At 70.4% G+C, this 22,562-nt stretch carries 17 protein-coding genes and 6 pseudogenes; 14 read left to right on the plus strand and 9 right to left on the minus strand.

All coding sequences use genetic code 11. The features are described 5' to 3' along the window. Positions 1–165: 165 nt before the first annotated feature. The 4 genes and pseudogenes from OO68_RS14340 to OO68_RS14350 form a co-directional block, all read left to right on the plus strand. The gene (locus tag OO68_RS14340; RefSeq protein WP_033308737.1) at positions 166–411 is read left to right on the plus strand and encodes a hypothetical protein; all 246 of its coding nucleotides are present in this window, start codon (positions 166–168) and stop codon (positions 409–411) included. Positions 412–456: 45 nt separating this feature from the next. Then, positions 457–2,382 carry an AMP-dependent synthetase/ligase gene (locus OO68_RS14345; protein WP_033308738.1) on the plus strand — a complete coding sequence of 642 codons (1,926 nt, stop codon included), beginning with the start codon at positions 457–459 and terminating at the stop codon, positions 2,380–2,382. 283 nt (positions 2,383–2,665) lie between these two features. After that, a pseudogene (locus OO68_RS47615) lies at positions 2,666–2,846 on the plus strand (lamin tail domain-containing protein); the annotation flags it as partial. Then, positions 2,824–3,446: pseudogene (locus OO68_RS14350) on the plus strand (IS5 family transposase); the annotation flags it as partial. The pseudogenes OO68_RS47615 and OO68_RS14350, both read left to right, overlap by 23 nt. 9 nt (positions 3,447–3,455) lie before the next feature. Here the strand turns inward: OO68_RS14350 and OO68_RS14355 are convergent. Continuing rightward, positions 3,456–3,977 carry a hypothetical protein gene (locus OO68_RS14355; RefSeq protein WP_033308740.1) on the minus strand — a complete coding sequence of 174 codons (522 nt, stop codon included), beginning with the start codon at positions 3,975–3,977 and terminating at the stop codon, positions 3,456–3,458. A 130-nt stretch (positions 3,978–4,107) separates the two neighbouring features. On the opposite strand from OO68_RS14355, the gene OO68_RS14360 reads away from it, so the two are divergent. Both OO68_RS14360 and OO68_RS48585 read left to right on the plus strand, forming a co-directional pair. Continuing rightward, entirely contained in the window at positions 4,108–4,530 is a 423-nt protein-coding gene (locus OO68_RS14360) for a hypothetical protein (RefSeq protein ID WP_033308741.1), read from the plus strand. 177 nt (positions 4,531–4,707) lie between these two features. Next, positions 4,708–5,235, plus strand: a complete 528-nt coding sequence (locus OO68_RS48585) for a DUF6262 family protein (RefSeq protein WP_369333420.1) — start codon at positions 4,708–4,710, stop codon at positions 5,233–5,235. Here the strand turns inward: OO68_RS48585 and OO68_RS14370 are convergent. Next, positions 5,156–6,235, minus strand: coding sequence for a protein kinase family protein (locus tag OO68_RS14370; protein ID WP_033308743.1), 1,080 nt, complete (start codon positions 6,233–6,235; stop codon positions 5,156–5,158). The two genes, OO68_RS48585 and OO68_RS14370, sit on opposite strands and share 80 nt — an antisense overlap. Positions 6,236–6,461: 226 nt before the next feature. Here OO68_RS14370 and OO68_RS48700 point away from each other — a divergent pair. Further along, positions 6,462–6,686, plus strand: a pseudogene (locus OO68_RS48700) (hypothetical protein); the annotation flags it as partial. Positions 6,687–6,786: 100 nt separating this feature from the next. Here OO68_RS48700 and OO68_RS47620 read toward each other — a convergent pair. Then, a pseudogene (locus OO68_RS47620) lies at positions 6,787–6,891 on the minus strand (type I restriction endonuclease subunit M); the annotation flags it as partial. A gap of 158 nt (positions 6,892–7,049) precedes the next feature. After that, complete coding sequence (locus OO68_RS14375) at positions 7,050–8,480, minus strand: cytochrome P450 (protein ID WP_342449655.1); 1,431 nt, start codon at positions 8,478–8,480, stop codon at positions 7,050–7,052. 1,011 nt (positions 8,481–9,491) lie between these two features. On the opposite strand from OO68_RS14375, the gene OO68_RS14380 reads away from it, so the two are divergent. Further along, positions 9,492–9,794, plus strand: a complete 303-nt coding sequence (locus OO68_RS14380; protein WP_033308744.1) for a LuxR C-terminal-related transcriptional regulator — start codon at positions 9,492–9,494, stop codon at positions 9,792–9,794. Positions 9,795–9,806: 12 nt separating this feature from the next. On the opposite strand, the gene OO68_RS14385 is transcribed toward OO68_RS14380, so the two are convergent. Together OO68_RS14385 and OO68_RS14390 are read right to left on the minus strand one after the other, a co-directional pair. After that, a complete protein-coding gene (locus tag OO68_RS14385; protein WP_033308745.1) occupies positions 9,807–11,516 on the minus strand; it encodes a serine/threonine-protein kinase in 1,710 nt (569 codons plus the stop codon). 152 nt (positions 11,517–11,668) lie between these two features. Further along, the gene (locus OO68_RS14390) at positions 11,669–12,178 is read right to left on the minus strand and encodes a hypothetical protein (RefSeq protein ID WP_033308746.1); all 510 of its coding nucleotides are present in this window, start codon (positions 12,176–12,178) and stop codon (positions 11,669–11,671) included. Between the two features lie 413 nt (positions 12,179–12,591). Between OO68_RS14390 and OO68_RS14395 the strand changes: the two genes are divergently transcribed. The 3 genes from OO68_RS14395 (at position 12,592) to OO68_RS14405 (ending at position 16,829) form a co-directional block, all read left to right on the plus strand. Further along, entirely contained in the window at positions 12,592–13,302 is a 711-nt protein-coding gene (locus OO68_RS14395) for a FadR/GntR family transcriptional regulator (protein ID WP_033308747.1), read from the plus strand. Positions 13,303–13,509: 207 nt separating this feature from the next. After that, positions 13,510–14,964: a tocopherol cyclase family protein gene (locus OO68_RS44000; RefSeq protein WP_033308748.1), complete on the plus strand. Its 1,455-nt coding sequence runs from the start codon at positions 13,510–13,512 to the stop codon at positions 14,962–14,964. Continuing rightward, on the plus strand, positions 14,961–16,829 hold the full coding sequence (locus OO68_RS14405) for a GMC family oxidoreductase (RefSeq protein WP_033308749.1): 1,869 nt from the start codon (positions 14,961–14,963) through the stop codon (positions 16,827–16,829). The genes OO68_RS44000 and OO68_RS14405 overlap by 4 nt, the downstream gene beginning before the upstream one ends. A 141-nt stretch (positions 16,830–16,970) precedes the next feature. On the opposite strand, the gene OO68_RS14410 is transcribed toward OO68_RS14405, so the two are convergent. Continuing rightward, positions 16,971–17,960, minus strand: a complete 990-nt coding sequence (locus OO68_RS14410) for an aldo/keto reductase (RefSeq protein WP_033308750.1) — start codon at positions 17,958–17,960, stop codon at positions 16,971–16,973. A 404-nt stretch (positions 17,961–18,364) separates the two neighbouring features. Here OO68_RS14410 and OO68_RS47625 point away from each other — a divergent pair. Next, positions 18,365–18,622 (plus strand): annotated as a pseudogene (locus tag OO68_RS47625) (UBP-type zinc finger domain-containing protein); the annotation flags it as partial. Beyond that, on the plus strand, positions 18,614–19,129 hold the full coding sequence (locus tag OO68_RS47630; RefSeq protein WP_329503725.1) for a DUF427 domain-containing protein: 516 nt from the start codon (positions 18,614–18,616) through the stop codon (positions 19,127–19,129). The pseudogene OO68_RS47625 and the gene OO68_RS47630, both read left to right, overlap by 9 nt. Positions 19,130–19,151: 22 nt before the next feature. Here the strand turns inward: OO68_RS47630 and OO68_RS14425 are convergent, their stop codons facing one another. Together OO68_RS14425 and OO68_RS44010 are read right to left on the minus strand one after the other, a co-directional pair. Then, positions 19,152–20,150 (minus strand): YdcF family protein, encoded by a 999-nt coding sequence (locus OO68_RS14425; protein WP_051814624.1) that lies wholly within the window; start codon positions 20,148–20,150, stop codon positions 19,152–19,154. Between the two features lie 293 nt (positions 20,151–20,443). After that, positions 20,444–20,806 (minus strand): annotated as a pseudogene (locus tag OO68_RS44010) (class I SAM-dependent methyltransferase); the annotation flags it as partial. Between the two features lie 267 nt (positions 20,807–21,073). Between OO68_RS44010 and OO68_RS14430 the strand changes: the two are divergent. Beyond that, entirely contained in the window at positions 21,074–22,453 is a 1,380-nt protein-coding gene (locus OO68_RS14430; RefSeq protein ID WP_245236974.1) for an FG-GAP-like repeat-containing protein, read from the plus strand. Positions 22,454–22,562: the final 109 nt, after the last annotated feature.

The following is a 22,562-nucleotide window of genomic DNA, read 5'->3' on the forward strand; positions in this document are numbered from 1 at the left end:
CCGTCACCGCCCTGTACGCCGTGCGCACCGAGCCCGGCGCCCGCGGCCACCTCGCCACCGCCACCGTCCGCTGGCTCGACCCGGAGACCCGCGACCCGCGACCGCGACCCGCACGAGGAGACCGGCGGCCTGGAGGCCGACGCCCTCCACGACTCCCTCTGAAGCGTGAGCCGCGGCCTGCGGACCGCCGCCACGGCCGTCTACTTCGCCGAGGCCCTCGGCCGCGGTGACCGCGACCTGTCCGACGCCCCGCGGCTGGACGAACTCGCCGATCACGCCCACGACTTGGCCGACAGCACGGAGAGCGAGGAGATCCTCCGGCTCGCCGAGGCGACCGACACCGCGCACCGCATGATGTGCCCCCCGCCCATTGACCCGGGCTTACTTATGAGTAAGTTGACTTCGGAGTAAGAAGATACGGCAGCACGTCAGCCTCATCCGCGACCGGGAGCCGTCATGGGCGTACGCAAGGATCTGCAACGGGCGAAACACCGCACCGACCTGACGATCAGCACGAAGACCGAGACCGTCAGGGACGAGCGGGGCATCGTCCGCGAGGCCCGTACGGCTCCCCTCGCACCCCGCCCGACGACCGGCAGCATCGCCGACATCCCCTACACCAACGCGGCCGAGGCCCCCGACGCCGTGGTCCTGCGCCGCGAGCGGCACGGCCGCTGGCAGCCCGTCACCGCGGCGGCCTTCGCCCGCGAGGTCACCGCCGTGGCCAAGGGCCTGATCGCGGCCGGCCTCGAACCGGGCGGCCGCGTCGCGGTGATGTCCCGCACCCGCTACGAGTGGACGGTCCTGGACTTCGCGATCTGGTCGGCGGGCGGCCAGACCGTCCCGGTCTACGCCACCTCCTCGGCCGACCAGGTGGAGTGGATCGTCCGCGACTCCGGTGCCCGCCATGTGGTCACCGAGACCGCCGCGAACGCCGACACCGTCCTGACCGGTACGGCCGCCCACCCCGAGCCCCCGCGCGTCTGGCAGGTGGACGGCGGCGCCCTCGACGACCTCACCGCCCTCGGCCGGGACGTCCCCGACGAGGAGGTCACCAAGCGCCGCACCGCCCTGACCCCCGGCGCCACCGCGACCCTCTGCTACACGTCCGGCACCACCGGCCGGCCCAAGGGCTGCGTCCTCACCCACGCCAACCTGCACGCCGAGGCCGCCAACACCGTCGAACTGCTGCACCCCCTGTTCAAGGAGGTCACCGGCGAGACCGCCTCGACGCTCCTCTTCCTCCCGCTCGCGCACATCCTCGGCCGCACCCTGCAGATCGCCTGCCTGATGGGCCGCATCGAGATCGGCCACTGCCCGAGCATCAAACCCGACGAACTCCGCCCGGCCCTCAGGGCGTTCCGCCCGACCTTCCTGGTCGGCGTCCCCTACCTCTTCGAGAAGATCCACGACACCGGCCGCGCCACCGCCGAGAAGCTCGGCCGCGGCGCCTCCTTCGACCGGGCCCACCGCATCGCCGTCCGTTTCGGCACGGCCCACATGAACCGGTTCCTGGACAAGGGCCCCGGGCCCGGGCCCGGCCTGCGCGCCGCGTGGGCCCTGTACGACCTGCTGGTCTACCGCCGCATCCGCAAGGAACTCGGCGGCCGCGTGCGCTACGCCATCAGCGGCGGCAGCCCCCTCGACCGCGACCTGAACCTCTTCTTCTACGCGGCCGGCATCCTCATCTACGAGGGCTACGGCCTCACCGAGACCACCGCCGCCGCCACCATCGTCCCGCCCCTGGCCCCCCGCCCCGGCACGGTCGGCCTCCCGGTCCCCGGCACCGCCGTCCGCATCGCCGACGACGGCGAGGTCCTCATCAAGGGCGGCATCGTCTTCGGCGCCTACTGGAACAACCCGGCCGCGACCGCGCAGGCCCTGGACGACGGCTGGTTCGCCACCGGCGACCTCGGTTCCCTGGACGAGCACGGCTACCTCACCATCACCGGCCGCAAGAAGGACATCCTCGTCACCACCGGCGGCAAGAACGTCTCCCCGGCCGTCCTGGAGGACCGCCTGCGCAGCCGCACGCCCGTCGGGCAGTGCCTCGTCGTCGGCGACAACCGCCCCTACGTCGCCGCCCTGATCACCCTCGACCCGGAAGCACTCGCCCATTGGCTGGCGGTCCGCAAACTCCCCGCCGACACCCCGCTGTCCGAGCTGGTCCACGACGAACGCCTGCGCGCCGACGTACAGAAGGCGGTCGACCACGCCAACGAGGCCGTCTCGCGCGCCGAGTCGATCCGCGCGTTCACTCTCGTCGAGGGCGACTTCACCGAGGAGAACGGGCTGCTGACCCCGTCCCTGAAGGTCAAGCGCCAGGCGGCGACGGCGGCATACGCGGACGTCATCGAGGCCCTGTACGCGAACAAACCCTGAACTGCTCGTCAACGTGGATTCTTCGTCGGGCCAGTGCTGATCCAGGGAGCGCTGGGCACCGAAGTCGCGGTGCCGATGAGGTCGACCGTGCCGGGGGCCTCGCCGTCGTCGGGGTCGCCGCAGGCGCAGTGCCTCTCCGTCCTTCGAACGGGTGAAGGTCCTCATCTCTGCGCAACCGCGGGAACCGGGTGCGTGTCCTGCACAGGCGACACCACCCGCTCAGCCATGGAGCCTGCTCTAGCGCAAGAACCTCGTCACGGCTGCCGCTGTTACGGCCGGCGCGCTGACCGCCCTGTCCTGCGTTCCCGCACACGCCTCCGAGTACAGCTCGGCGCTGAAGATCCGCGGAGTGCAGTACGACGCGCCGGGCTGGGACTCCAACAGCTGTTCCTCGGAGCAACACCCGCGAGGAGTACCTGGCGGTGAAGAACTACTCGTCGCTTCGGGCTGTCGGGTGTGACGGCCTTCCGCCGGTTCACTGAGTGGACGGAGGCCCGGGTGTGGGCCAAGCTTCACCGCCTGGTCCTCGACGAACTTGGTGCCCGCGGCGATCTGGACTGGTCGCGGTGCGCGATCGACTCCGTCAGCGTCCGTGCTCTCAAAGGGGGCAGCTGACGGGACCGAATCCGACCGACCGCGGGAAGAACGGATCGAAAATCCACCTGATCGTCGACCGCCGGGGCCTGCCGCTGTCGATCGGCATCTCCACCGCGAACCTCCGTGACAGTCAGGCCCTCATCCCGCTGGTCCGCGGCATCCCACCCATCCGCTCCCGTCGCTGCCCGCGACGCCGGCGGCCGGGCAAGCTGCACGGTAACAAGGGATACGACTGCCACCACCTGCGACGATGGCTCGCGTCCCGCGGCATCCGGCACCACCTTGCCCGCAAGGGCATCGAGTCGTCCCAGCGGCTGGGCCGGCACCGCTCGGCGGTGGAGCGGACCGTGTCCTGGCTGTCCGGCTGCCGCCGCCTGCACCGCCGCTACGAGCGCAAGCCGGAACACTTCCTTACTTTCACAGCCATCGCCGCGACCCTCATATGTCACCGCCGACTGACCAAGTGAAATGACGTCTTAGGCGGCATCGTGGATGACGAGCTTGAACTCGGCAAGGGTCAACAAACGCGGGGTGGCATCGTTGTGCGTAACACGGAGCGCGACAGGGGTGCCCGGGACAACGAAGACGCCGTGGTTCTTGACGTAGTACTGGCCGCCGGGCGTCGGCGTGCGGTGCTCGGTCGCTGTGGTGTCGTTGGGGGTGGGTGTCAGGCCCAGCGGGTCACGGACGTACTGGTCGCGCAGCTCGGTGTAGCCGGCCGCGCCGCTGGCGGACTCCCACTGGATCATCGCGTGCAACTGGCCCCAGCCGGATTTAGACGGCCAGATCAGGCCGCTGCGGTCGTCCGTCGCCCAGTCACTCACCACGTAGCCGTCAGGCTGGACGGCCTGGTGCATCTCGTATCGGTCCGTCGATTTCGCCGCCCCGAAGGGGAACCGGACAATCTTGTACGCGGTTCCCGGCGAGATCAGCTGAGGTGTATCGACCTTGAGAGAGCAAACCTGCACTCCGGCCGCAACGCCACCATCCGTAGCCATACTTCAACATTGCCCACGCTCAGCCGACGACATGCCAACGCCGATACAGCCCGACCCGCGCCACGCCCATGGTCGCCCACTGAGGGTCCCTTCCGTACGGAGGATCGGCCCCCTCTTCCTGGCCCCCAAGATGAACCGGAACGCCGGCAAGCCCTACCCCGTCGAGCGAATCCACCAGACGCTGTCCGACTTCGCCCGCCGCCTCGGCATCCGCGACAGCGCCGGGCGGCTGGTCGACTTTGCCCGCACCCACCGATTCCGGCACACCAAGGCCAATTTCCTGCGCAATCGGAAGATCACCGCCGACGCCCGGGAACTGGCCACCGACCCGCGCGACCTCTGGGTCATGCTGGAGCTCGACAAGCGCAGCGACCGGAACCTGCCCAACGGCCCGTGTCTGCTGCCGCCCCGTCATGCATGCGCGAAGGGGAGGCAACACCTGCCTGACCTGCGACAAGTTCGCCACGGACGCCACCTTCCTGCCCGCGACAGCGCACCGCCCAGCTCATCGACGAACGGCAGAATGCGTTCACGGCCCGGACCGGGCAGCTGATGGGCGAGGACAACGTCTGGCTCGCCGGACGCCGTCAGGAACAGGACTCCCTCGGCCGCGTCATCCTCAAGCTGGAACAGACCCGCCTCGCCCACGGGCCCCGCAGTATGTCCGCGGGGTCGGCGTCGACGCCCGCAGCGACGCGATCACCCGTGGCCGGGACAAGAGGTGACCAGCATGCGCGGAAACCCCGACAACCTCCGCCAAGCCGCTGCCCGCAAGAGCGCCGCCGCCCAGGCCCGCGCGGAGAACGGCCTCCGGGAGATGCTCCGCCGCGGACAGCCCATCGCCTTCCGCGGCCTCGCCCAGACCGCCGACGTCTCGCTCGACTTCCTCTACCGGTCCGCCGAGATCCGCCGACGCGTCGAGCAGCTGAGGTCCCAGCAGCGAAACCATCCGCCACAGTCGGCTACGCAGCCGCCCGACGACTCTCCCAGCAGCGTCGTGCGCACCCTCACCGCCCAGCTCGCCGAGCTCAAGCGGCGCACCGCGACGAGGTCCAGGGCCTGCGGCAGACCCTCGAAGCCGCCCAGAGCGAGAACCTCGAACTGCGACGCTGCGTCGGTCCACGGCACACCACCCGTCCCGCGACGTCCTGACGGCGATCTTCTACCGAAGGCCGGCCTCAGTGGGGCGCCGCGACCGCAGTGCCCCAGGCCCGCCCGACCTCGGCGGCCGGAAATGGCGTCCGCTTGCTCTCGGTGAGCAGGCGACGGGCGAACTCGCCGAAGACCACAGCAGCTCGGGAGTGCCGGTTGATGATCGAGGCGATCTCGCGTGGGACGCCATCGGGCCGGTGGCCTGCATCCCACTCGCGCAGGAACGCCTCGTATTCCATCCCGCCGCACAGGCCATCGGGCAGGTGGTGGCGGAGCAGATGGCTCACAGTGTGGCAGCGGTCATACGCGAGGTGGTCGGAGAGGAACTCCGCCTCGGCCGCTGACAGTTCGAAGCCGGAACTCAGGGCGAGTCCGAAGTCCGCGAAGTACAGCAGCTGGCCGTCGGTCAGGACATTAGCGAAGTGGGCGTCGAAGTGAACGAGTCCGTGCGAGCTCATGAACGCGGTGCCGCGCGCCAGGGATTGCTCCACCCACGGGTACGGCGAGCTCTCCCCGCCCTCCGGCGCGGCGGTCCGGTAGTCGTGCAACCAGTCGCCGAGTGTCTGCGGGACATGTTCCAGAAAGAGCACCAGGCTGGACGAAGACCGGCCGATAGCCTCCAGCCGCTCACGCACGGCCGATGACCCCTCCCAGTGCACGACCGCCCCGTCGATGCCCCCGAACTCGTCCGCGACCCCTTCGGGAGGGGAGTCGGGCAGGATGCGCCAGTGGTACATCAGCGGAAAGCCCTCGTACTCGTTCCCGAGGACCCAATTGGTGGTCATGATGTGCACGGCCAGCTCTCGCCAGGCCCCGAAACCCGCTGAGCCCACCCCGTACTGGTAGAACATCGGCAGTCCGAAGACGTTCGCCGTCGACCGCACGTTGTCCGGCTGCAACTCGGTGTCCGTCAGGGGCACCCGCTTGACGAACACCCGCGTGCCATCGATGTCCAGCTCCGCCGACCTGCCGCCGATGCCGGACCCGAGCGGATCGGCGGCGGCCACAACCTCACCGAGCCGACGGTCACTCAGCAGGGACAAGCGCGTGGCCACGGTCCCATACATAGCAAGCCGAACGGCATACCGCGGGTCCGGATGGTGCATAGACGACTCCCTCGGTGCCCAGAACCAGGGCCTCGGCGCCCTCGCAGATCTGGTCGAGCCTATCCGCCGAGGCTGTAGGAGTAGGTACGCGAAGTCGCCCGGAACGCTGGCCCCCGGACGCCGCCTCAGACCATGACGCGCCCCTGGCACCGATCTCTCACGGACGCGACCGTCAAGCGGCCTACCTGCACAAACAACACCCATTCACCCGCTTACCCCGGATACGCTGTGGACGCCCCGTTACGTCGACGACGCCGTCGCCCAGCTACCAAGCCGAAAGCCAAGCGATCCGCGAGGAGGACTTCACGCGCTCTCCTCTCTCAAGCACCGCGACCTGAACCTGCTCGACCGCTACAGCTTCACCGCCTCGACCCCGGCCGCCGGTGCCCTGCGCTCGCTGAGCGACGCGGACGCGCTCGAGCTGGACGAGGACGACGAAGGCGCGGACTGAAAGCCCACATCGGGCGACGGGTGCATATCGGGTGGGCCGGGTGTTCGGAAATCGCAAGCGTCGGTAGGGGCGCTGATGTCAGTCAGCCTGGTATGTCCGACTAAGCCTTGATTGATGGGGCCGACCTGGCGGCCTGCTCGATCTTCGCGCAGTGTGCCGCACGGGCTTCCTCGTCGATCCGCTCCTCGTGTGCAGGAAGGCCACCATCACGGTCCTGCCTCTCCTCAGAAGCCTGGTGACCGCAACCGCTGTGTGCACCATGAGGCCCTCGGCCCAGGTTGAGCGGGTCGCTTCATCGTCTCTAAGCGAGGTGGGTGCCCTACCGTGGGATCTCGCGGACTCCAGGTCGGCCGGTGCCTGCGATCAAGACGCTCCGAAGGCAAGGGCGAGTTTGTCCGGCTTGATGGTGATGGCCGTCTCCGCACGGGGCGGGCGGGAGACAAGGCGGAGACGGGGCCAGGCCTCCAGCAGGGTGGCGAGGATGATCTGCATTTCGACCCAGGCGAAGTTCTCCCCGATGCACTTGCGACGGCCGTCTCCGAAGGCGAAGAAGGAATCGCGGGTCGAGGGGGCACGACCGTAGGCCCAGCGGTCCGGGTCGAAGGTGGCCGGTTCGGGGAAGTGGGCGGGGTCGTTCTGGTGGAGGTAGGGGCTCCACACAACGTCGGCTCCCCGGGGGATCCGGTGTCCGCCGAGGTCGACGTCCCGGGTGGCCTTTCGGGTCACCATCCAGGCCGGCCCGTACTTGCGGACGGCTTCCTGGAGGACCTGCCGGGCGTAGGGGAGCTTGTCGAGGTCTTCCTGACACAAGGGCCGGCCGTCGCAGACGGCAGCGAGTTCGGCACGCAGACGCTGTTCGATGTCGGGGTGTCGGGTGAGCTCGTACAAGGTCCAGGCGAGGGCTGTGGCGGTGGTCTCGATCGCCGCGTTCATCAGGGTGATGGCTTCGTCTTGAAGTTGTCGGCGGGTGAACTGGTCCTCGGCCGCCATCAGGGTGTCGAACAGCCCGGCATGTTCATGCTCGGTCTCGGTCGGGTCCTTGTGGGGGCATCCCGCTGCTTCGGCCGGGTGGTGGACGTTGGCAGGGGGTGTGCTGGCCGACCGGGTGGAGCGGTGGTCGATGGCCTGGTCGATCACGGCGCGCAGACGGGCGATCCGGCGGTTGTGGGCTCGGTTCGCGGGCAGCGGGAGCCGGGTCACCCACGATGGCAGGACGGTCTGCCGGATCGACTCCTTCATGAGCGGGGGCATGAGGGCGGTGAATTCCCCTTGCAGGTTCGCCGGGAAATCCGTGCCGAAGAGAGCGACGAGGAACGCGGCGAGGGTGACGTCGTTCATGTTCGAGAACACGTCGAGGGCTTGATCCTCCTCCCATGCGCCGACCATGGACCTGGCCTGGTCGATCATGGCGGTGCGGCGCGTGGCGATATGGGCCTTGTTGAACATGGGCTGCATCAGGCGGCGGTTGCGCAGGTGGGCGTCGCCATCTGCGACCGTGGCCAGACCTTCACCGAAGACGCCCCGCAGGACGTCGAAGATCTTTCCGCCCTTGGCGAAGTGCGCTGCCTCGGTGACCAGTACGGTGCGGGTGAGCACAGGGTCGGTGACCACGTACGCGGGGGTCGGCCCCAGACGTATGCGGACGACGCTGCCGTGTTCGCGCAGTGAGGTGATGAACGGCAACGGGGTTCGGATCAGGAGATGGGCATGCCCGATCAGCGGGAGCCCCCCAGGCGCGGTCGGGACAGGGGCAACTGGGGTGGGTGAGGCAGTCACGGCCTTGACGCTCCTCACTGTCAGGGTTGATACGACCGAGTTATCTGCCCAGCATTGCCCGGCAGAATGCCGCCTTTGCTCGCGCGTCATTCCTGCTCGGGCAAGATCTGTTTGGATACGGGCCCTGTATCGGCGGGGCGTCGGGCGCGGCCCACGTGGCGCGCTCGGGCCAGATGTGCAGCACGACGTGCTCGTCGGCAGGGGCCGGTCCGCCGTGGACGGCGATGCCGGGACGGCCCGGGAATACTTCCTCCGCGTGGAACAGCTGCGTGCCCGATTCGAGGAAGTCGAGCACGGAGGCGGCAGCTCTGGCGTGGGACGCGGGCCCGGACATCCTCGAGGCTCCGCGTAGGTGTGCCGGCCGGACACTCCGGGCTCGGCGTGTCCGGCCTGGCGGCTGCGCCGGGGGTGGCGAGCCGAAGTGCCGTCAGCGTGGCGGGTTCCCGTGCCGGGGCAGCCTCTCCACCTGGCGTCCCGCGGGCTTTCCACGCGGTAGGTCTCGGACGACGGCGTGTGGCCCCGCGCGTTGTTCGAGCACAGGGTCGGGCCCGGAGTGCCGAAGTACGCCGCCGCACCACCCCGGAGGCGAGCGCGAGGGCGCCCCGAGCAGCGCCCGCCTGCGCACCATCACCTCCCTGTCCCTGACCCTGTTCGTGTCTTTGTCGGCGTTGCCGCTCATCGCTTCTCCCACGGTGCGACGGATATCGGTTGAGGACGCGGGGACTTTCATTGCGCCGGCCCCCGGCTCACGTAGCCCTCGATGCGGATCCACTGGTATCCCTCGCCTCAAGCCCGACTGGCTGCACGAGGCGCCGTTGGACGCCCTGATCGACACGCACATACGGGTCCATCCCCTGCTGCGTCACTACGCACAGTCAACGGACCGGACCCCCGCTGACGCTCGACAAGGTCGCCGATGACCGCTGGTGGAAGAGCGAGGCCTATCACGCCGGCAAGTCCGCCATCGGGATCGACCGCCAGCCGGCGCTGCCGCTGGGCTCCCGCCCGGGACAGATCCGGGGCGTCATCATGAGCCGCAGCCGTCACGGCTTCAGCGATCGCGACCTGGAGTACGCCGGCCTGGTCAGCTCACTGCTCGACACGGTGTCCGCCCACGAGTGCGTGTCCCTCCGTAAGCCGAGCCTTAGCAAACCCGGGGCAAGTGAGGGACTGACCGCCCACGCCATCGGCAGCCGACTCCGGATCACGGAGAAGACCGTCGTGAAGCACAAGGAGAACCTCTGCAAGAAGCTCCGCGTGCACGACCGGGTGACGGCGATCAACAAGGCCCGCTTTCTCGGCCTCATCTCCCCCGAACCGCCCGTCGGCTGAGCGTTCGAGGGATCAGTCCTGGGCCGGCATGACCCGGGTCACCTTGCCCTTGAGGTCGGCGTCCAGATAGCCGGTGACGTGCTCGTCGGCGAGATAGACGGCCAGTCCCAGCGGGGTGCCGAAGGTGTCGTCCGCCGGGCGGACCAGGACGTAGCGCATGGTCGGCCGCTGCACGTTCAGGTCCTTCTCCGCCCGCTTCAGCAAGGAGGGAAGGATGTCCCAGTCGAAGTCGTCCAGGCTGAACGGGCGTTCGCCACCGATGAGCGCGCTGCTGATGATGCCCTTCCTGACGCCTTCACCCGGGCGGTAGGTGTAGCTGTCGTACTTGGTGTCGCTGCCCTTGACCATGATTTCCGCGGACACGTAGCCCGGGTAGACGGTGAGGTCGCACGCCCGGTCCGTGCCCGTGGCGGCTTTGATCTCCTTCACCGCCGTCCGGATGCCGTCCGGGGTCAACAGGTCGGTCTTGGCGTCGGCCTCGGGCACCGATGCCGTCCGGGACGCTCTCGGCGGTGCGGAGGCCGGGTCCTTCGCGGCGGTCGAGGCCGAGGCGGTCGGATCGGCTGCTTTGGCATCGTCGTTCTGCCCGTCGTCAGGCAGCAGGGTCCACGTCAGGACTCCTGCCAGCACGGTTGCGGCGACGGAGGCAGCGATGGTGATGCGGCTCTTCGTCCGGTTTCCCGGTCGTGGCCGGGCCGGCCCGGTGGGGCCGGGCACGGCGTCGTGCGGTCCCGTGGGTCCGAAGCCGGTCGGCGGCCCGAAGCCCATGGGCGGTCCGAACCCGGTCGGCACCGAGGGCGTGGGGGTCGACACCGGCGGAGGGGCCAGCCGGTACGAGGTGGCCTCACCCGCCCCGTCGAGGCCGCCGGGAGCCGGGCCGCGGCCCTCGGCCGCTTCGGCGAGCATCCGGTCGGCGGTCTCCGCGTCCGCTCTGCGCGCCGGATCCTTGACGAGCACGGCGTTCAGGAAGCCGGTCAGCGCTCCGGCCCGCAGGGGCGGCGGAAGCTCCTCGCTCAGGAGAGCCGCGAGCGTCGCGAGGGTGGTTCCCCTGCGTAGCGGGTGGTGTCCTTCGACGGCGACGTACAGCATCATCGCCAGTGACCACAGGTCGGAGCCGGGGCCGCCCTCGCCGCCGGTGATGCGCTCGGGCGCCATGTAGTCGGGTGTGCCGATGATGGATCCGGTCACGGTCAGAGAGGTCGATTCCCTGATGGCCGCGATGCCGAAGTCGGTAAGGACGGGGCGGCCGTCGGGCCGCATCAGGACGTTGGCGGGCTTCACGTCCCGGTGCTGGATGCCGACGTCGTGCGCGGCGCGCAGCGCGGCCAGCACCTCGCGGCCGAGCCGGGCGGCCTCGACGGGCTCCAGCGGTCTCTGGTCGAGCCGGTCCTGGAGCGATCCGCCGGTCACCAGTTCCATGACGAGCCACGGGTAGGCGTAGGCGTCGGTGTCGACCACGTGGTGGATGGTGACCACGTTGTGGTGGTCGACGCGGGCGAGTGCTCGTGCCTCGCGCAGCACCCGGGCCCGGAGCATGGCCGCGGCGTGCGGATCGTATTCGGCGAGTCCTGGATCGGAGGGCCGTACTTCCTTGAGCGCCACGTCTCGGTCGAGGACGAGATCGCGCGCCCGCCACACCATGCCCATGCCGCCGCCACCGAGCCGCCCTTGCAGTTCGAAGCGCCCGTCTATGACCCGTCTGCCGGATTCCCCGTCGTTCATGGCCGGGAGCCTACGGGATGCGTGGGGCGCGGCCCCGCGGAGGTGAGGGGCACGCCCCGGTGGAGGGATGTTCGCCAGCGGGGCGGTCTCGTCCGATGGCGTGGCTGCGCATCATTCTTCCGTCGTATGTGGGGCCGGTGCGGTGCTCCGGTTCAGCCTTGCTTTGCTTCCGTCACTGCCCTGCGCAGTGCTTGCAGGAAGAATTCTCCGTCGGCGTCGTCGCCCAGCGCGACGTGGCAGGAACCCCTCTCACCGTGGCCGGACCACTGCGCCGTGATGCTGACACCGCTGTCCTCGGGCAGTTGGGCGTTCCGGGGTGAGCGGGCGATCAGGGCGCTGTGCTCGGCCAGGGTCACGCCGTCCAGCCGTGCGGACAGGACCGTCGTTCCCGACGATGCCCTGGTCACCGTCACGACGAGCCACCGAGGCGTGAAGAGGGCCAGGGTCCGGTGCTCGGGGTCGGGGTCAGCCATGCCCTTGATGCGGGAACGCAGACTCGGCTTGTAGGTGCGGGTGCTGACGGTCAGGCAGCAGGCGACGGCGTTCGCCAGGACGTCTCCGAGGGAGCATGCCTCCGCGTGGGCGGCGATGGCTTCCCGCAGGCCCGGTTCGATGTCCTCCGGTTGGCAGTAGCTGCTGTCACGCCGGTACAGCCTCGCCATGGCGCCCTCGCTTCACGGTGGGGATCGCTGGCACGAAGGCCACGAGGTGGCACTGGGCTGGAGCTTGGCGGCCACAGGCCTCACCGTAACGGAGAGCAGTGACGCCTGGGGCGCTGCGGGGGCAACTGCGTCAGAGCACCCGTGTCATCGCGCCGACCCCACGGAAGGCGCCGGAGCTCACACCCGGGGCCGGAGCAGGTAGCCCCGTGAACCATGTGTCCCACCGCGCACTCGTCGCGGATCCGCGTCCGGCCCCTCTCAGCGTTCGGCGCCCGAAGAATCAAGCGGCGGTCGGCTCAGCCGGCCGCCGCTTGACGGTGAGAAGCCCGCGCTGATCCACTGCCTGCGAAGACTCGACATCCGGTCCCCGATTTCGCCGGCGGGAGCGCGGACCGAACCGAAGGAGTGCGGCCATGCCAGCCGAAGCGATCGTCCGCCAGTCCGTCGTCGACCTCCTGGAAGAGCGCCTGCGCACGAACATCCTGGACGGCACCCACCAGCCCGGCTCCCTGCTCCCGCCGGAGCGTGAACTCGCCGCGTCCTACGGCGTCACCCGCACCACTCTGAAGCACGCCCTGTCCCGGCTGGAGCAGGCGGGTCTGCTCCGCACCCGGCACGGTGTGGGCACGAAGGTGCTGGACTTCCTCAGGTCCGGCGGCGTCGACCTCCTTCCGCTGCTGGTGGGGCAGGACGGCCGGTGGCTGTCGGACGTCTTCGAGGCTCGCCGGGCGATCGGCGGACTGATCGCGCGCAAGGCCGCGTCTCAGTGCAGCGCCGCGCAGGGCACTCGGCTTCGCGCCGCGGTGGACGCGGTGGGCGAGGCACCGGACCCGGCCGGCGCCCAGCTCGCGGAGGCCGAGGTGCACCGGGAACTGGCCCGCACCACGGGCAACCGTGTGTACCTGTTGCTCACCAACACCCTGCTCAGCGCATATCTGCCGGTGCGTCACGTCATGAGCACCCCCTTCGCGGACCCGGCGGTCGCCGCGGACCGCATCCGGCAGGTGGTGGAGCCCGTCGTGAACGGCGAGGCGGAGCAGGCCGGGCGCGCCGCCGAGGCCTATCTCCAGTTGACCGCTGAGGAGATGACCGCGGATCTCGTCAGGCACAAACGCCGGAAGTGACGCCGACGCCGCCGGAGACCACCAGAGCCGCGGACGAGACCGGGGACTTGACCTACGAAGAGTGGGCTGGTTCCCTGCCGTCAGTGGATGAGCCACTGAGCCAGTGAGTCACCGGCTCGCGGTGGCTCGTCGTGACCTCCGCGGTCTCCCTACGGCTGCCTCACGCGTCGGACGGCCCGGACGATTCGGAGAGGAAGGGTGCCGTACATGGCAGCACGCCGGGGAGCACGCTTCGCGGAGACCATGACGGGCAGGCTGCGGCTCGACACCGCCAGGGGCGGGAGCCGGCCCGTGACGCTCGACCTGCGGGTCGACGCTCCCGGCCCTCTACGCCTCCACGGGGTGACAACTGCCGTCGTCACGGGCCGTGTTCGCATCGGCGGCTGGGCCGACGACCTCCACGCCTCCGGGAGCATGCTCATCGCCCCGCTGTCCCGGGGCCGGATCGACTACCACGCGCGTTTCACGGCCCTGGACGGCCTGGAGTACGTCCTGGAGGGCCACAAGTCCCCGACCTGGCGCAGTCCGCTGCGTTCCATGACGGTCCTGCCGATCCGCCTGCGACCGGCCGGGGAGACGGCCGGCGGAGTGGGCTCGGGCTCCCACCGTCCCGTCGGTGAAGGCCGGTTGCGGTTTCGCCTGCGCACCCTGCCGTCGTTCACGGCGAGTTGGCGCTTTCCCGCATCCGCCGACTGCGCCGAGACCCTCACCGCCGCGCGCCAGGACCGTTTGAACGTCTGGTACAGCACCTTCACCGACCCGAAGACCGGCACCGGATTCTGGCTCCACCACGAGCTGGTGCGCCCGGTGAACGGCACGCCCTACACGCATGGTTGGGCCGCGGTGTACAGGCCGGACGAGCCCCCCGTCATCGACCGCTTCGGCCCCGATGTGCTGCCGGAGGGCCCGGCCTCTTCGGCCGGGGACGGCGCCCCTCCTGAGTCGCCGGGCTTTTACTCCCCGTCCGCCGTCGCCACCGCGCACGAACTGCGCGGAAAGACAGAGCAGTTGGCCTGGGACCTCCGTGTGGCCGCGGACTCAGCGCCCCTGCGCACCTTCCCCCGGCTGGCCTGGAAGCGCCGGGTGCTGCCCGCCGTCCACGTCGTCCCGCAGGCACAAGCTCGCTACCGCGGATCCGTGCGCCTCGGCGGACAGACGCTGCTTGTGGCGGACGCCCTGGGTGCCAGCGCCCCTATCGCGGGCCGGGGCAACGCCCACCGCTGGGCCTGGCTGCACGCCGATCTCGACGACGACACCGTTCTGGAGGTGGTGGCGGCCGTCTCCGGCCTGCCGCTGCTGCGGCATCTTCCGCCGCTGGTGTTCCTACGGCTGCGCAGAGCGGGACGCGACTGGCCGCGCGGCGACTGGCGCAGCTCACTGGGCGTCATGGGGATCGGACGGTTCCGGGGAACGCCCCGGCTGCCGACCTGGACCGTGCGGGGCCACGCAGGAGGGCGCCGGATCGAGGTACGGGTGCATCTGCCCGAGGAGAGCCGGACCGCAGTCGGCTACACGGACCCGGACGGCAGCAGGGCCACCTGTCACAACAGTGAGCGGGCCGACGTGCGGGTCTGCCTGGAGCGGCGGCGGGACGGCGAGTGGCAGCCCGAACAGGCCTGGGACGTGCGGGGCACCGCGCACGCGGAGGTAGGGCTGCGATGAGCACGGTTCACGGCCGGGCCCTGTCGGCGGTGCTGCTGGATGTCGGCGCGGTCGCACACGGTCCGGAGTGGGAGGGGCAGGTGCCGGAACGACTGCACCGCTTCATGTCGTCCCTGCCGCCGTACCTCCGCACGGGTCTACACGCCGCGGACCTGGCACTCGACGGGTTCTCCGTCCTCACCACGGGCCGGCGTGCGCACCGTTTGCCGCCGGACACCAGGGCACGGCTCCTGCGGCGGCTGACCCGGATGCCTGGATTCGAGACCCTGATGGACAACGTGAAGATTCCGCTGTTGCTGGCCGCGGGGGCGAGCCGGCACGGCTCCCGGCCGGTCAGGCCCTTCGTCCGGGCCGATCCCCCGCTGGACATCTGCCCGTCGTCCGACTGGCCCGACGAGCACCGCGTCGACGCCGTGGTGATCGGTTCCGGCGCGGGAGGTGCCGTGGCGGCGCTGACCCTCGCGTCCTCCGGGCGTTCGGTCGTGGTCCTGGAGGAGGGACGGCACTTCTCGACGCGGGAACTCGCCTCGCGGCCGCCCCTGGACCGGTTCGCCGACGCCTACCGGGACGGTGGCGCCACCCTCGCCTGGGGCCTGCCGCCCGTGCTGCTGCCACTCGGCCGGGCCGTCGGCGGCACGACACTGGTCAACTCGGGCACCTGCTTCCGCACACCCCCGCATGTACTGGACCGATGGCAGCGCACCCACGGTGTCGAGCTGGCGGACCCCGTCTCCTTCGCCCGTCACATGGACCATGTGGAGAAGCTCCTCGGCGTGGGTGTGCCCGATCCGTCCGTCCTCGGGCGCAACGGCGGGCTGGCGCTTCTCGGTGCCGGACGCCTGGGCTGGTCCGCCGCTCCCTTGCGCCGTAACGCCATGGAGTGCGGGGGATGCTGCGAATGCGTCGCCGGCTGCCCGAGCGGCGCCAAGCAGGCGGTGCATCTGTCGGTGCTGCCCACGGCGTGCGCGGGCGGCGCCCGTATCGTCACCCGCGCCCGGGTCACCCGCATCGTCACCGAACACCACGCGGGCGCCCGACGCGCCGTCGCGGTGGAGGCGATGCGTCCGGACGGCACGAGCATCACCGTCAGCACCGGCCTCGTCGTCGCGGCGGCCGGAGCCCTGCACACCCCTGCCCTGCTACGACGCTCCGGGCTGGCGGAACATCCGCGACTGGGCCGCAATCTGGCGATCCACCCGGCCGTCAGCGTCGCCGGGCGTTTCACGGAAGCCGTCACCGGCCCGGGTGCGGGCCCCAACATCCTGCAGAGCGTCGGAGTCGACGAATGGCACGACGAGGGCATCCTCATCGAGGCGACCGCCGCACCTCCCGGCATGACCTCCTTCGTCCTCCCGCACCTCGGCAGAGAATTGAAGCGCGAGCTGGACGACGCCGGAAAGCTCGGTCTCCTCGGCGCGATGGTCTCGGACCGCTCCTCGGGACGCGTGCGCGGCACGCATCGCCCTCTCGCGTCCTACACCCTCCACGCCGAGGACGGTCGCCGCCTCCTGCGGTCCATCACCCGCATGGGACGCATCCTCTTCGCCGCAGGAGCGCGCGAGGTCCTCACCGGCATCCCGGCACACCCGTCGGTCACCTCGCCCGCCGACCTCGACGACGTCGTCCGCCGCACCGGTCACCGCCGCCTCCACCTGTCGGCGTTCCACCCCACGGGAACCGCCGCGCTCGGGGCGGATGACCGGCACTCCCCCGTGCGCCCCGACGGGCGACTGCGCGGAACGGAAGGGGTGCTCGTCGCCGACGCGTGCCTGCTGCCGTCGTCGCCCGGCGTGAACCCTCAGATCACCATCATGGCGCTGGCGCACGCCGTGACCGAGCAGGCCGTCCGGCGCGACGGGGGATGACAGGGCCGTGGCCGCCTGTCACGAACGGGCGACCATGGTCGCATGGTCATGGTCACCGAGTGCCGTCCTGCCGTCCGGCGAGCAGGAGGTCGATGACCACCTCGCCGCGTTCCCTGCGGAGCCCTTTTGCGCTCTGTGCGCTTACCGGTTGACGGACCTCATCCCCGCCTCGTCGTACCGCTCACCGGCTGCCTCGGGCAGCTCCGCGTCGATGCGGGCCAGGTCGTCCATCGTCAGGTCGATGTCCGCCGCGGCGGCGTTCTGCTCAAGGTAGGTGCGGCGCTTGGTGCCCGGGATCGGCACCAGGTCCTCGCCCTGGGCCAGCACCCACGCGATGGCCAGCTGAGCCGGCGTCACGTCCTTCTCGGCGGCGATCTCCTGCACCTTCGCCGCCAGCCGCTGGTTCGCTTCCAGATTGGCGTCCTGGAAGCGCGGATTCTGGCGGCGCCAGTCGTTGGCGTCCAGATCGTCCGGCGAGGTGAACCGCCCGGCGAGGAAGCCGCGGCCGAGGGGCGAGTACGGTACGAAGCCGATGCCCAGCTCCCTGCAGGCCGGCAGCACCTCGGCCTCCACATCCCGCGACCACAGCGAATACTCGCTCTGCACCGCCGTGATCGGGTGCACGGCATGCGCACGCCGGATGGTCCGGGCGCTCGCCTCGCTCAGCCCGATGTAGCGCACCTTGCCCTCGGCGACCAGTTCGCTCAGCGCGCCGACCGTCTCCTCGATGGGCACGGTCGGATCGACCCGGTGCTGGTAGTACAGGTCGATGTGGTCGGTTCCCAGACGCTTCAGCGAACCGTGGACGGAGCTGCGAACGTGTTCGGCCGAGCCGTCCTGCGGGCCGACCGTGCTGATGTCGCCCGGTACAGCGTCGTCCATCCGGTAGTTGAACTTCGTCGCGATCACATACTCGTCACGGCGCCCCCGGATAGCGTCGCCGACGAGGGACTCGTTGGTGAGCGGGCCGTACATCTGCGCGGTGTCGAGGAAGTTCACCCCGAGGTCGAGGGCGTGCCGGATCGTCGCGACGCCCTCCTCCTCGTCGGCGGTTCCGTAGAAGGCCGACATGCCCATGCACCCCAGGCCGATGGCCGATACCTGCAATTCCCGCAGACCACGCTTTTGCATGTCGTGTCCCAGCCTTCCCTGCACTCTTGATCTTCCATCGGGCGACACGAAGCCTCCTGTCCATCCAGGCACAGATGCCGACACCCGGCATCCCCGCGGGAGTGGGCGCTGAGACGGCCTCGCGTGCCGTTGCGTCATCGACGCTATGACTTCGAGCGCACTCCATGGCAAGTGGGATGAGAGGAAGGCCTGGCTCCTGGAGGGGAGAGTGCATCAGCCCATGCGCAGGACGCCCCCGCCGGCGACCGCCAGCCCGACGGGGTCCGGCCTCCGGCTGTCAGATCGTGTCCCGCGCCTGTCGCGTGGAGGGCCGCCACTGGGGACAGAAACGCCCGATGGCCTGCATCTCCTGGGCGGTGTCGGCGCGAAACAGGGTGGAGACCAAGGACCACGGAGGAGAGAGCGTGACCGACACGGGCGTGGGCCGGGGCGTTTGGACGGCGGACCCAGCCCCGCTGAGTGAGACGTGCGCGTCCTGCGCGGCGCGGGGACGCGCACCGGCCGACCTGCTGATGTGCCTGACCTGCGGCCACGTGGGCTGCAACGACAGCTCTCCCGGCGCCCACGCCACGGCTCACTTCGACTCCAGCGCACATCCGGTGGCACGCACCCTGGCACACGAGGCGGAATGGGCCTGGTGCTACGAGGACGAGGTGTATCTGGACCCGCCGGAAGAGCCCGTGCCGCGTTCCGCCCCGCGGCCGCCCGAGTCGGTCTGGGACTACCCGCGGCCGCCCGTCATACGGGAGGACGACCGTGACGTGCGGGTGGAGTGCGCCGGCCAGGTGGTGGCCGAGACCCGCAGGGCCGTACGGGTACTGGAGACCAGCCATCCCCCCGTGTTCTACATCCCTCCGCAGGACGTCCGTACGGCGTTCCTGTCTCCGGCGGTCGCGGGACGGACCTGGTGCGAATGGAAGGGGTCGGCCCGGTACTGGGACGTCATCGTGGGAGACGACGTACGCCCTCGTGCCGCTTGGAGCTATCCCCGTCCCAAGCCCGGCTACGCTCTCCTCGCCGGCTTCTTCGCCTTCTACCCGAGCCGCATGGACCGCTGCACGGTCGACGGAGACGAGGTCACGGCGCAGGAGGGCGACTTCTACGGCGGCTGGATCACCGCGGAGGTGCGGGGGCCGTTCAAGGGCGCCCCGGGCACCCGACTGTGGTGAGGCGGCGACGGTCAGCCGCGCATCAGCGCTGGAAGACCGCCGTCGACACCGGCACTGCCAGCAGCAGGCTGAGTCCGATCAGGGGGAGGCGGTCCAGCCACAGGACGGCGGCGAATTCGCGCAGGGTCGCCGCCAGCCAGTAGGCGGGGGAGGTCGGCGCGCCCACGACGTGCGCGGGCACACCGACGCGGCGGGCCAGCAGGGTCGTGCGGTAGACGTGGAAGCCGCTGGTGACCACCGTGGCCCGGTGGCCGGGAGCGGTGCCGTCCACGAGCGCCGCGCTGAAGCGGAGGTTCTGCCCGGTGTTGACGGAGCGGTCTTCCCGCACGATCCGGTCGGCGGGCACCCCGCGTCCGCGCAGATAGTCGGCCATCGCCTCCGCCTCGGAGCGGACCTCGTCGTCGCCCTGTCCGCCCGAGAGGACGAACACCACATCAGGCGCGTCCGGTGCGCGGGCGGCGTCGATCGCCAGGGCGCGCTCGAGCCTGCGGGTCAGCAGCGGGCCGGGCCGGTCGCCGTCGAGCCCGGCGCCCAGGACGACGACATGGGTGGTTTCCGGCAGGGGGCTGCTACGGCCGCGGATGACCACGTAACCGGCGAAGACGAGGAAGAGCAGACTGAGGTATCCCGCGGCCGCGTTCACCGCGACCACGAGTGCACCGAACGCTTCGCCGCCGCCCGCGTAGAAGACCGCGTCGAGGCCGAGCACCGCCAGCACCGCGCAGCCGGCGGCCCCGGTCGCCAGCAGGGCTGCCTGCGGTCCGTAGCGCCGGACCAGGAGGACGCCGTCGGTCAGCAACAGCAGGCCCAGCGCGAGCGCCAGGAGCGCGGCGGCGACGGCAACGACGGTGGCGAAGGTCGGGTGGGATGCCGCACTGCGACTGGCCACGCCGAGCCCGGCTGAGGTCACCGCGAGGCAGAACAGAACGGCAGTGGAGAACCGGTGCGGTGCCAGCAGGGCGTTGACGACGCCGCCCGCGGCGAACACGACCGCGGCGAGGTACTCCGGGTACTCCGGCATGTGCCGCACTGCTCCGCTCTTCCGCCCGCCGGGCCGCTGCCCGTACCTGCCCGCCCTTCGCCGCCCGCGGGTTCGCGGATCCGGGACTGACGACTGCCGGCCATCCTCCCAGACCTGCTGGGGCGCGCCGAACGCGGGCGGGCGGTGGCACATGATCGGCCGGACCAGCACGTCGCCCCGACGGCGCCGCCCGAGAACCACACAGAACGTTCGGAAAGTCGGGTGGCAGGCGAAGGCGCGCCTTGTCGAGTTGAAGGGCCCTCGGGCCGAGTGTCAAAATTGGCGACCAACTGCACGCGGTAGGAGTGCTCCCGGGTCCACTCTTCCCAGGCGCGTCTGGCCGGGTCACGGGTCTCGAAGACCAGGTGGCCGCCGGGCCGCAGTGCTTCATGAGCTCCCCACAGCGTCTTCAGCCAGGTGTCCGGATCAACGATCTCCTGGGCGACGTTCGCGGTCATCGTCGCGAGGTCGACCTGCAATGGCGGGAGGGCTGTCGCGTCCCCGCAGATCCAGCGCACTCGCTCACTGCGCGGTCTGGACCGGGCGACGTCGACGGATGCCTGAGCGGGGTCGATGCCGACGTCGACCCCACGGTCGGCCAGGAGAAGTGCGAACACCCCGGTGCCGCAGCCGATGTCCAGAACTCGATGCGCCCCAGATGCGGCCGAACGTATGCAGAGGCGGCCCTAGGAGCTGCTGAGTTGGATCCGGATGGCCGTGCGCGGAGCGACAGCTGGACGACCGTGCGCTTCATGTTCGCCCGCTGACCCGCGCCTTGAGAACGAGGACTCGTCGCGGCCCGACTGCTGCGGGCGTGCGCCCGTTTACGATCTTCTGACTGCGGTGCACACCAGGTGCGGCGCTTGGCAGGGGGGTTCGTGGTGAACAGACGCTTCTCTTACGGCGGTTGGAGAGCTGCGGCGTTGCTGATCGCGATGGTTGTGGCCGTACCGCTGTCGGCGGCGCCGCCCGCGGCGGCCCGGCACGGGGCTGTGCCGGGCGATGTCAACGGTGACGGATACCGCGATGCGGTACTGCCCGCGCCGGGCGCGAACGTCGCCGGCACGGCGGGAGCCGGTGCGGTGGTCGTGCTCTACGGATCGAAGTCGGGCCTGTCGACGTCCCAGCGGACCGTCATCACACAGAACTCTGCCGGGGTGCCGGGCTCGGCGGAGGCGCACGACGGCTTCGGCGGCGCCACCGCGACGGCCGACCTCAACCGGGACGGGTACGCGGACCTGGTGGTGTCCGCCCCGTTCGAGGACACCCCGCAGGGCCGGGACGTCGGCACGGTGACGGTGCTGTGGGGCGGGAAGAACGGGTTGACGTCCGGCACCGACCTGCCGGCGACGAGCCCCGGCGCGTACTACGGCATCGACGTGGCGGCGTTGAGTGCGGGCCCCGGTGCCGCAACCCAGGTGCTCGTAGGCGGGTACGAGGGGGCGATGCGTTTCACCGGGCCGTTCACCCGCCGCGGCACCTACGGTGAGGCCGTCGAGAACCGGGACACCCCGTCCGTGAACAGCGTCGCGCTGGGCGACTTCGCCGAGGGGGGCCAACCGGACGCAGTGGTCGTCACCGTCCGGATGAGCGAGCTGAGCGGCGGGCAGGTGTACGTGAACCCGGTGTACGCAGGTGCGCAGCAGCAGGGCAACGGCCTGATCGCGGCCACCGGGGACGTCAACGGCGATGGGCACGACGACCTGGTCGTCGGTGACCCGGACGATCCGCAGAATGCCGCTGACGGTGCCCTCGGTGGCCGCCTGCTCGTCTGGTACGGCTCGGCGCGCGGCATAGCACGGGAGGCGCAGCCGGTGCGGCTGACGCAGAACACCCCCGGTGTTCCCGGATCGAGCGAGAAGGGTGACAACTTCGGTGCCGCCCTCGCCGTGGCCGATCTGAACCGGGACGGGCTGGAGGACATTGTGGTCGGCTCGCCGCTGGAGGACACAGGCAAAAGCAACGCCGGGCAGGTGACGGTCATCCCCGGCCGCCGGACCGGCTCCCTCGGAACCGGCGCGTACACCTACACGCAGGACACCGCCGGCATACCCGGAGCCGGCGAGACCGGGGACTCGTTCGGCACCAGCGTGGCCGTCGGCGACATCAACGGGGACGGTAGGCCGGAACTCTTCCTCAGCGCCGCCGAGGAGAACACCTCGACGGGTGCGGTATGGGTCCTGCCCGGGGGCACGGGCGGGCCAACCGCGCGAGGCAGCTACCTGATCACCGCCCCGTCCGTGGGCTTCTCCCAGCGGGAGAACACCCTCCTCGGCGGCAACGGCCTCCTCGGGGTGATCTGACACGGACGTGTACCGGCTCGGCTTCGGGGTGGGGCCATGGTCGTCGACCGGGGGGGTGGCGACCTCCACCTTGCGTTTCCCCAACTCGCCTGCGGCGTCGTCTGCTCAC

The sequence above is a fragment of the Streptomyces iakyrus genome, assembly GCF_000717055.1.
GTDB lineage: Bacteria > Actinomycetota > Actinomycetes > Streptomycetales > Streptomycetaceae > Streptomyces > Streptomyces iakyrus.

Coding starts and splice junctions, on each gene's coding strand:
- OO68_RS44000 (WP_033308748.1), top strand. CDS start 13,510: ATGGCAGCACGCCGGGGAGCACGCTTCGCGGAGACCATGACGGGCAGG.
- OO68_RS48585 (WP_369333420.1), top strand. CDS start 4,708: ATGCGCGGAAACCCCGACAACCTCCGCCAAGCCGCTGCCCGCAAGAGC.
- OO68_RS14385 (WP_033308745.1), bottom strand. CDS start 11,516: ATGAACGACGGGGAATCCGGCAGACGGGTCATAGACGGGCGCTTCGAA.
- OO68_RS14405 (WP_033308749.1), top strand. CDS start 14,961: ATGAGCACGGTTCACGGCCGGGCCCTGTCGGCGGTGCTGCTGGATGTC.
- OO68_RS14410 (WP_033308750.1), bottom strand. CDS start 17,960: ATGCAAAAGCGTGGTCTGCGGGAATTGCAGGTATCGGCCATCGGCCTG.
- OO68_RS14345 (WP_033308738.1), top strand. CDS start 457: ATGGGCGTACGCAAGGATCTGCAACGGGCGAAACACCGCACCGACCTG.
- OO68_RS14390 (WP_033308746.1), bottom strand. CDS start 12,178: ATGGCGAGGCTGTACCGGCGTGACAGCAGCTACTGCCAACCGGAGGAC.
- OO68_RS14380 (WP_033308744.1), top strand. CDS start 9,492: ATGAGCCGCAGCCGTCACGGCTTCAGCGATCGCGACCTGGAGTACGCC.
- OO68_RS14425 (WP_051814624.1), bottom strand. CDS start 20,150: ATGCCGGAGTACCCGGAGTACCTCGCCGCGGTCGTGTTCGCCGCGGGC.
- OO68_RS14360 (WP_033308741.1), top strand. CDS start 4,108: ATGAACCGGAACGCCGGCAAGCCCTACCCCGTCGAGCGAATCCACCAG.
- OO68_RS14370 (WP_033308743.1), bottom strand. CDS start 6,235: ATGCACCATCCGGACCCGCGGTATGCCGTTCGGCTTGCTATGTATGGG.
- OO68_RS14395 (WP_033308747.1), top strand. CDS start 12,592: ATGCCAGCCGAAGCGATCGTCCGCCAGTCCGTCGTCGACCTCCTGGAA.
- OO68_RS14355 (WP_033308740.1), bottom strand. CDS start 3,977: ATGGCTACGGATGGTGGCGTTGCGGCCGGAGTGCAGGTTTGCTCTCTC.